This window comes from Nesterenkonia sp. E16_10 (assembly GCF_017347085.1).
Taxonomy (GTDB): domain Bacteria; phylum Actinomycetota; class Actinomycetes; order Actinomycetales; family Micrococcaceae; genus Nesterenkonia.
In genome coordinates this window covers 1-6,300 of record NZ_JADPSA010000008.1, presented here as the reverse complement: position 1 = coordinate 6,300, position 6,300 = coordinate 1, and the positions used below count along the sequence as shown (strand labels likewise).

At 54.7% G+C, this 6,300-nt stretch carries 3 rRNA genes; all 3 read left to right on the top strand.

Going from position 1 to position 6,300, the window contains the following annotated elements:
* Window positions 1–717 precede the first annotated feature (717 nt).
* The 3 genes from I2487_RS03265 to rrf all read left to right on the top strand — a co-directional run bounded on the left by I2487_RS03265 (window position 718) and on the right by rrf (window position 6,230).
* Window positions 718–2,242, top strand: a 16S ribosomal RNA gene (locus tag I2487_RS03265).
* Window positions 2,243–2,698: 456 nt separating this feature from the next.
* Window positions 2,699–5,807: ribosomal RNA gene (locus I2487_RS03260) — 23S ribosomal RNA — on the top strand.
* Window positions 5,808–6,113: 306 nt separating this feature from the next.
* Window positions 6,114–6,230, top strand: a 5S ribosomal RNA gene (rrf, locus tag I2487_RS03255).
* Together the 16S, 23S and 5S rRNA genes form the textbook arrangement of a ribosomal RNA operon.
* Window positions 6,231–6,300: the final 70 nt, after the last annotated feature.

Genomic DNA, 6,300 nt, shown 5'->3' with positions numbered 1-6,300 from the left:
GCAGCTCGCACGGGATCTGGTTTGCGGACTGGTCAGGGCGTGTGTAAAGTTCTATCTCGTGCTCAAGGGCGCACAGCGGAAAGCCACGGCGGACCGCGCAAGACCTTGGACTTGATAACCACATAGCTTCTCCCCACATCAGGACCTGGTTCTGATCAGGCAGCGATGACCTTCACGGGTTCATCTTCGCCCAGGTCAGGTTCTACTTCGGGGGGTTCGAGACCACGAGTTTTCCTGGTGTTCATACGGCGTTGACCTCGAGTTGACGTCAGCGAAGATCAGGACGTAGAGTTGAGAACCGCGCAGACGACGAGTTCGAGTCGTTCGCAGTGAGGTGTCACTGAGTTTTCAGTGAGGGCTCATTGCAGGACGGATAACTGGTCATCGAGTCAGGACGGCGGAAACGCCGAATTGACGAAGCGGAAGCTTGTTGGTAAGCTTACAAAGTTGCTTCGGAGCGATTCAGAGAAAAACTTCTGATGGTGCCGGTAGCGGTTGTTGTTTGAGAACTCAATAGTGTGCCAAGTTTGTTGATACCAAATTATTTATTTGGTTATAACAGCGACATTATCACCCCCGTGATGGTGTCGCAAATTTAGCCAAGGATTCATTAACTGGTGTCTGTCATTGGTGATGGATGGATCGTGAGGGCCCTGTTTTTCTGGCGGGGTCTGGTCTGTTTGTTGTTGATGGTGGATGCTTTCTCTTATTAATTTTTTAATGGAGAGTTTGATCCTGGCTCAGGATGAACGCTGGCGGCGTGCTTAACACATGCAAGTCGAACGATGAAGACCGTGCTTGCACGGTTGGATTAGTGGCGAACGGGTGAGTATCACGTGAGTAACCTTCCCTTGACTCTGGGATAAGCCCGGGAAACTGGGTCTAATACCGGATACGACCAGTCCTCGCATGGGGTGCTGGTGGAAAGATTTATCGGTCTTGGATGGACTCGCGGCCTATCAGCTTGTTGGTGAGGTAATAGCTCACCAAGGCGATGACGGGTAGCCGGCCTGAGAGGGTGACCGGCCACACTGGGACTGAGACACGGCCCAGACTCCTACGGGAGGCAGCAGTGGGGAATATTGCACAATGGGCGAAAGCCTGATGCAGCGACGCCGCGTGCGGGATGACGGCCTTCGGGTTGTAAACCGCTTTCAGCAGGGAAGAAGCGCAAGTGACGGTACCTGCAGAAGAAGCGCCGGCTAACTACGTGCCAGCAGCCGCGGTAATACGTAGGGCGCGAGCGTTATCCGGAATTATTGGGCGTAAAGAGCTCGTAGGCGGTTTGTCACGTCTGCTGTGAAAGCCCGGGGCTCAACCCCGGGTGTGCAGTGGGTACGGGCAGACTAGAGTGCAGTAGGGGAGACTGGAATTCCTGGTGTAGCGGTGAAATGCGCAGATATCAGGAGGAACACCGATGGCGAAGGCAGGTCTCTGGGCTGTTACTGACGCTGAGGAGCGAAAGCATGGGGAGCGAACAGGATTAGATACCCTGGTAGTCCATGCCGTAAACGTTGGGCACTAGGTGTGGGGGACATTCCACGTTTTCCGCGCCGTAGCTAACGCATTAAGTGCCCCGCCTGGGGAGTACGGCCGCAAGGCTAAAACTCAAAGGAATTGACGGGGGCCCGCACAAGCGGCGGAGCATGCGGATTAATTCGATGCAACGCGAAGAACCTTACCAAGGCTTGACATGGACCGGATCGCTGCAGAGATGCAGTTTCCCTTCGGGGTCGGTTCACAGGTGGTGCATGGTTGTCGTCAGCTCGTGTCGTGAGATGTTGGGTTAAGTCCCGCAACGAGCGCAACCCCTATCCTATGTTGCCAGCACGTAATGGTGGGGACTCATGGGAGACTGCCGGGGTCAACTCGGAGGAAGGTGGGGACGACGTCAAATCATCATGCCCCTTATGTCTTGGGCTTCACGCATGCTACAATGGCCGGTACAATGGGTTGCGATACTGTGAGGTGGAGCTAATCCCTAAAAGCCGGTCTCAGTTCGGATCGAAGTCTGCAACTCGACTTCGTGAAGTTGGAGTCGCTAGTAATCGCAGATCAGCAACGCTGCGGTGAATACGTTCCCGGGCCTTGTACACACCGCCCGTCAAGTCACGAAAGTGGGTAACACCCGAAGCCGGTGGCCTAACCCTTGTGGGGGGAGCCGTCGAAGGTGGGACTCGCGATTGGGACTAAGTCGTAACAAGGTAGCCGTACCGGAAGGTGCGGCTGGATCACCTCCTTTCTAAGGAGCAGGACCCGAGTCGGGTCCGCCACTTGATGTCACCGTTCGTGTGACTGGTGGTTTGCTCAAGGGTGGAATATCAACGAATCGTCATCACGGTCTTGGCACTGGTTTCTCCGGTACGCCTGTCGCTCACATTTTGTGTGGGGTCACGATGGGTCGGAAAGAGGGCTGGTGTCTTTTGTCTGTGGTGCTTGGCACACTGTTGGGTCCTGAGACAACAATGGTTGTTTCATGATCTGGCCCTCGGCTTCAGGTAGCCGGCCTCGTTTACGGGGCTGGTGATGGTGGTGGGGGTTGTTGTTTGGGAACTGCATAGTGGACGCGAGCATCTTTGTTCTTTTGAACAAAATACTCGAATCATGCTGGTCGCACCTTTGGTGTGGCTGGTGTTTTTTGTGTCAATTTTTAGTCGAGCGCTTATGGTGAGTGTCATCGCAGCTACTGTGATGATGTTTGTAAGTGTTTAAGGGCGCATGGTGAATGCCTTGGTAGTAGGAGCCGATGAAGGACGTGGGAATCTGCGATAAGCCTGGTGGAGTTGATAACCGAGCGTTGATACCAGGATTTCCGAATGGGGAAACCCCGCATGCCGTGATGGTGTGTGACCTCCGGTTGAATGTATAGACCGGTTGGAGGGAACGTCGGGAAGTGAAACATCTCAGTACCGACAGGAAGAGAAAACAATGTAGTGATTCTGTGAGTAGTGGCGAGCGAAAGCGGATGGGGCTAAACCGGTTGCGTGTGATACCTGGTAGGGGTTGCGTGGCCGGGGTTGTGGGACATCTCGTTGAGGATCTACCAGTCCTTGGGGTTGAGGTGCGGGCGTATAGACGAAGAAGGTTGAGTCCTTCGCCGTAGAGGGTGTGAGTCCCGTAGTCGTAATGCGTTCCGCCGGCCTGTAGATGTATCCCGAGTAGCACGAGGCTCGAGGAATCTTGTGTGAATCAGCCAGGACCACCTGGTAAGCCTAAATACTACCTACTAACCGATAGTGAATCAGTACCGTGAGGGAATGGTGAAAAGTACCCCGGGAGGGGAGTGAAATAGTACCTGAAACCATGTGCCTACAATCCGTCAAAGCATCCTATAGGGGTGTGATGGCGTGCCTTTTGAAGAATGAGCCTGCGAGTTAGTGCTCAGTGGCGAGGTTAACCCGTGTGGGGAAGCCGTAGCGAAAGCGAGTCTGAATAGGGCGTTTGAGTCGCTGGGTCTAGACCCGAAGCGGAGTGATCTACCCATGGCCAGGTTGAAGCGCGTGTAAGAGCGCGTGGAGGACCGAACCCACCTAGGTTGAAAACTGGGGGGATGAGCTGTGGGTAGGGGTGAAAGGCCAATCAAACTCCGTGATAGCTGGTTCTCCCCGAAATGCATTTAGGTGCAGCGTTGCGTGTTTCTTGCCGGAGGTAGAGCTACTGGATGGCCGATGGGCCCTACAAGGTTACTGACGTCAGCTAAACTCCGAATGCCGGTCAAGTGAGAGCGCAGCAGTGAGACTGTGGGGGATAAGCTTCATGGTCGAGAGGGAAACAGCCCAGACCACCAGTTAAGGTCCCTAAGCGTGTGCTAAGTGGGAAAGGATGTGGAGTTGCTTAGACAACCAGGAGGTTGGCTTAGAAGCAGCCACCCTTGAAAGAGTGCGTAATAGCTCACTGGTCAAGTGATTCCGCGCCGACAATTTAGCGGGGCTCAAGCACACCACCGAAACTGTGGCATTTAGTCCCTTGCGGACTGGATGGGTAGGGGAGCGTCGAACACTGCGGTGAAGCAGCAGCGTAAGCTCGTCTGTGGAGTGTGTTCGAGTGAGAATGCAGGCATGAGTAGCGAAAGACACGTGAGAAACGTGTCCGCCGAATGACTAAGGGTTCCAGGGTCAAGCTAATCTGCCCTGGGTTAGTCGGGACCTAAGGCGAGGCCGACAGGCGTAGTCGATGGACAACGGGTTGATATTCCCGTACCGGTATAAGACCGCCCATGGTGAACTGGTGATACTAACTGCCCGAATCGTGCTGGATCGGCCCCTTGTGGGTCGACGTGTACGAGGAGCGCAGGACCTGAACCGGGGAGCCAAGCGTATTAACAGGTGTGACGCAGGAAGGTAGCTGAGCCCAGCGATGGTTGTCTGGGTCTAAGAGTGTAGCCCGAGTCCTAGGCAAATCCGGGACTCGTTATATGGGTGAGACTTGATGGGACTCCACTTTGTGGGGGATTCAGTGATCCTATGCTGCCAAGAAAAGCATCGACGCGAGGGCTTGTACCGCCCGTACCCATAACCGACACAGGTGGTCAGGTAGAGAATACTAAGGCGATCGAGAGAACCACGGTTAAGGAACTCGGCAAAATACCCCCGTAACTTCGGGAGAAGGGGGACCACCCTGGTGATCCAGGCTTGCTTTGGTGAGCTGGTGGTGGTCGCAGAGACCAGGGGGAAGCGACTGTTTACTAAAAACACAGGTCCGTGCGAAGTCGTAAGACGATGTATACGGACTGACTCCTGCCCGGTGCTGGAAGGTTAAGAGGAAGGGTTAGTCCTTGTGGCGAAGCTCTGAATTTAAGCCCCAGTAAACGGCGGTGGTAACTATAACCATCCTAAGGTAGCGAAATTCCTTGTCGGGTAAGTTCCGACCTGCACGAATGGAGTAACGACTTCCCCGCTGTCTCAACCGTGGACTCGGCGAAATTGCACTACGAGTAAAGATGCTCGTTACGCGCAGCAGGACGGAAAGACCCCGAGACCTTTACTATAGCTTGGTATTGGTGTTTGACATCACTTGTGTAGGATAGGTGGGAGACTATGAAGCGGCCACGCTAGTGGTGGTGGAGTCATCGTTGAAATACCACTCTGGTGATGTTAGGCATCTAACTTCGGGCCCTGATCGGGTCCAGGGACAGTGCCTGGTGGGTAGTTTAACTGGGGCGGTTGCCTCCTAAAGAGTAACGGAGGCGCCCAAAGGTTCCCTCAGCCTGGTTGGCAATCAGGTGTCGAGTGTAAGTGCACAAGGGAGCTTGACTGTGAGAGCGGCAGCTCAAGCAGGAACGAAAGTTGGGACTAGTGATCCGGCGTCACCGTGTGGAAGGGACGTCGCTCAACGGATAAAAGGTACCTCGGGGATAACAGGCTGATCCTGCCCAAGAGTCCATATCGACGGCATGGTTTGGCACCTCGATGTCGGCTCGTCGCATCCTGGGGCTGGAGTTGGTCCCAAGGGTTGGGCTGTTCGCCCATTAAAGCGGTACGCGAGCTGGGTTTAGAACGTCGTGAGACAGTTCGGTCCCTATCCGCTGCGCGCGCAGGAGATTTGAGAAGGTCTGTCCTTAGTACGAGAGGACCGGGACGGACGAACCTCTGGTGTGTCAGTTGTACTGCCAAGTGCACCGCTGATTAGCTACGTTCGGGATGGATAACCGCTGAAAGCATCTAAGTGGGAAGCCGGCTTCAAGATAAGATCTCCGTCACCTTTATGGTGTGAAGGCTCCCAGCTAGACTACTGGGTTGATAGGCCAGATGTGGAAGCGCAGCAATGCGTGAAGCTGACTGGTACTAATAAGCCGATCACTTACACCACACTCATCATGTGTGGGCTCGGTGAAGTTTCATTTGAACACTGCGTGTTCGCGTCCACTAGGCGGTTCTCTGCCAACAACCCCACAACACCCGTGTGGGTATGCCCTGATGGGGTGTGCTTATGGGGGTGTGTGGGTCAGAGACAGAACCCTGTTCCCTCCGGTTTTTATCGGTGGGTGGGGTGTTAATTGGATAGTGTTGTTGTGAGTTTAGGTTTACAACACCGGCCCGGTACCCCTCCGCATGGTCAAGAATGTTCTTGGTTGTGTGGTGGTGTGGGAAGGGTTGCTGGTGTTGTTCTAGAGTTACGGCGGTCATAGCGTGGGGGAAACGCCCGGTCCCATCCCGAACCCGGAAGCTAAGGCCCACTGCGCCGATGGTACTGCACACTGGAGTGTGTGGGAGAGTAGGTCGCCGCCGGACACTATTTGGTAGAGAGGGTTCAAGCCCGGTCCCTGTGTGGGACCGGGCTTGACCTGTATCCAGAGCACTT